Annotated in this window: 4 protein-coding genes; 1 reads left to right on the top strand and 3 read right to left on the bottom strand. The window is 68.8% G+C overall.

All coding sequences use genetic code 11. The annotated features are described in order from the left end of the window. Nucleotides 1-393, top strand: a 393-nt coding sequence (locus tag C5O18_RS10565; protein ID WP_478209694.1) for a pseudouridine synthase family protein, incomplete at its 5' end; no start/stop codon positions are given. A 62-nt stretch (nt 394-455) separates the two neighbouring features. Here the strand turns inward: C5O18_RS10565 and C5O18_RS09465 are convergent. The 3 genes from C5O18_RS09465 to C5O18_RS09475 all read right to left on the bottom strand — a co-directional run. After that, nucleotides 456-782 (bottom strand): YdbL family probable chaperone protein, encoded by a 327-nt coding sequence (locus C5O18_RS09465; protein WP_105193380.1) that lies wholly within the window; start codon nt 780-782, stop codon nt 456-458. A gap of 9 nt (nt 783-791) precedes the next feature. Then, nucleotides 792-1013, bottom strand: coding sequence for a YnbE family lipoprotein (locus tag C5O18_RS09470; protein WP_105193382.1), 222 nt, complete (start codon nt 1011-1013; stop codon nt 792-794). Then, nucleotides 1010-1481, bottom strand: a 472-nt coding sequence (locus C5O18_RS09475; protein ID WP_206389845.1) for an intermembrane phospholipid transport protein YdbH family protein, incomplete at its 5' end; no start/stop codon positions are given. The genes C5O18_RS09475 and C5O18_RS09470, both read right to left, overlap by 4 nt.

Consider the following 1481-nt stretch of genomic DNA (forward strand, 5'->3'; position numbering starts at 1 on the left):
GAGCCCTTCTTCCGCATGCGCGAAGCCGAAGGCGCCGCGAATTCGGAAACGCACGTGGCGTTGATCGGCAAGGGAGAGGACGCTGATGGCCGCCTGCTGGGGCACTACCGCATCGGACTGGTGACCGGCCGCAAGCACCAGATCCGCGTGCACTTCGACGCGCTGGGCATGCCGCTGCTGAACGACCGCTTCTACCCGCGGGTGCGCAACGACGAACCGGATGACTTCGCTCGGCCGCTGCAGCTGCTGGCGCGCTCGCTGGCATTCACCGACCCGGTCACCGGCGAACCGCGCCGCTTCCGCAGCGAACGGCAGCTGGCTGCTGCCGCCTGCTGCCGGCCTGCGCCAGACACGGCCGGCAGCATGGACAACGCCGGCCCGCGCCCGTCATGAGCCAGGCCGGCGCTACAGGGATGCCGACCTGAGCGGGCCGGCAGCCGCGCCGGCCCGATGTCTCACTTCTGGATCCACTGCCCCTGCGGCGTCTGCACCCAGGTGCCCGAAGCGGCCTTGTCGATGACCTTCTGGCCGGTCAGCGTCGCCACCTGGTCGATGGTGATGCCGTTCTCCTTGGCGATCTTCTCGTAGGCCGCGCGGCGCTTGCCGTTGATGTCGGCCGCCAGCGCCACCGCTTCCGGCGTGGCCTTGACCACGCCGAGGTAGCCGTTGGGCTGCTCGCCGACCAGGCCCTGGCCCTTGGCGCCGTCGAGGTCGAGCGCGAACGCCATGGTGGTGCAGGATGCCAGCACGGCGGCGGCCAGCAGATGTTTCATGGTCTTCATGTCAGGTCCTCAGAACAGTCCGCTGTCATTGCTGAGCAGCTTCTCGATATCCTTTTCCACCCGCAGGCGGATCTCGTGATCGATCTTCACGTTGAGATTGATCGTGATCGGCTCCTTGGGAGCCTCCAGCGCGATGCGCGGCGTGCACGCCGGCAGCGTCAGCAGCGCGGCCAGCGCGACGGCCAGCCCCGCGCCGGTGGCGGGCAGTGCCCGGGTCTTGTCGAATGTCATCTTTCCCTCTGCTGGTTCTGGTAGCGATCCATGACGCGCTGCGATATCTCATCGCCTATGCGCAGGCTGCGCAAGAGCTCGAGCACGTTTTCCCGATGGGTGTAGTTGAGAACGACCGGCTGGCGTTTCGGTTGAAGGTTGTCGCCGCGGATGGTGATGGCGGCGTCCAGCCAGCCGTCGGCGCTCATGCCCAGCCCGGCGCGGAAGTCGTCGACGCGCAGGTTGCCCAGCGAGTCCAGGGCCAGCTGCACCGCCAGGTTGGACTTCGCCATCGCGGCCACACCGGGCGTGCTGTGCACCTGCAGCAGCAACGGGCCATCGTTGGCGAGGCGGCCGTCGCGCACCGCCAGCGTGCTCCGGCCGAGCTGCAGCGGCAGGCTGCCGCTGACGCGGCCGGCGAGGCTGACGGCGCGATCCTGCCCGCTCTGCAGCGCCGCCACCTGCGCCAGGTCGATGCCGCTGACCGTC

Source organism: Amnimonas aquatica (assembly GCF_002943415.1).
GTDB lineage: Bacteria > Pseudomonadota > Gammaproteobacteria > Pseudomonadales > Moraxellaceae > Perlucidibaca > Perlucidibaca aquatica_A.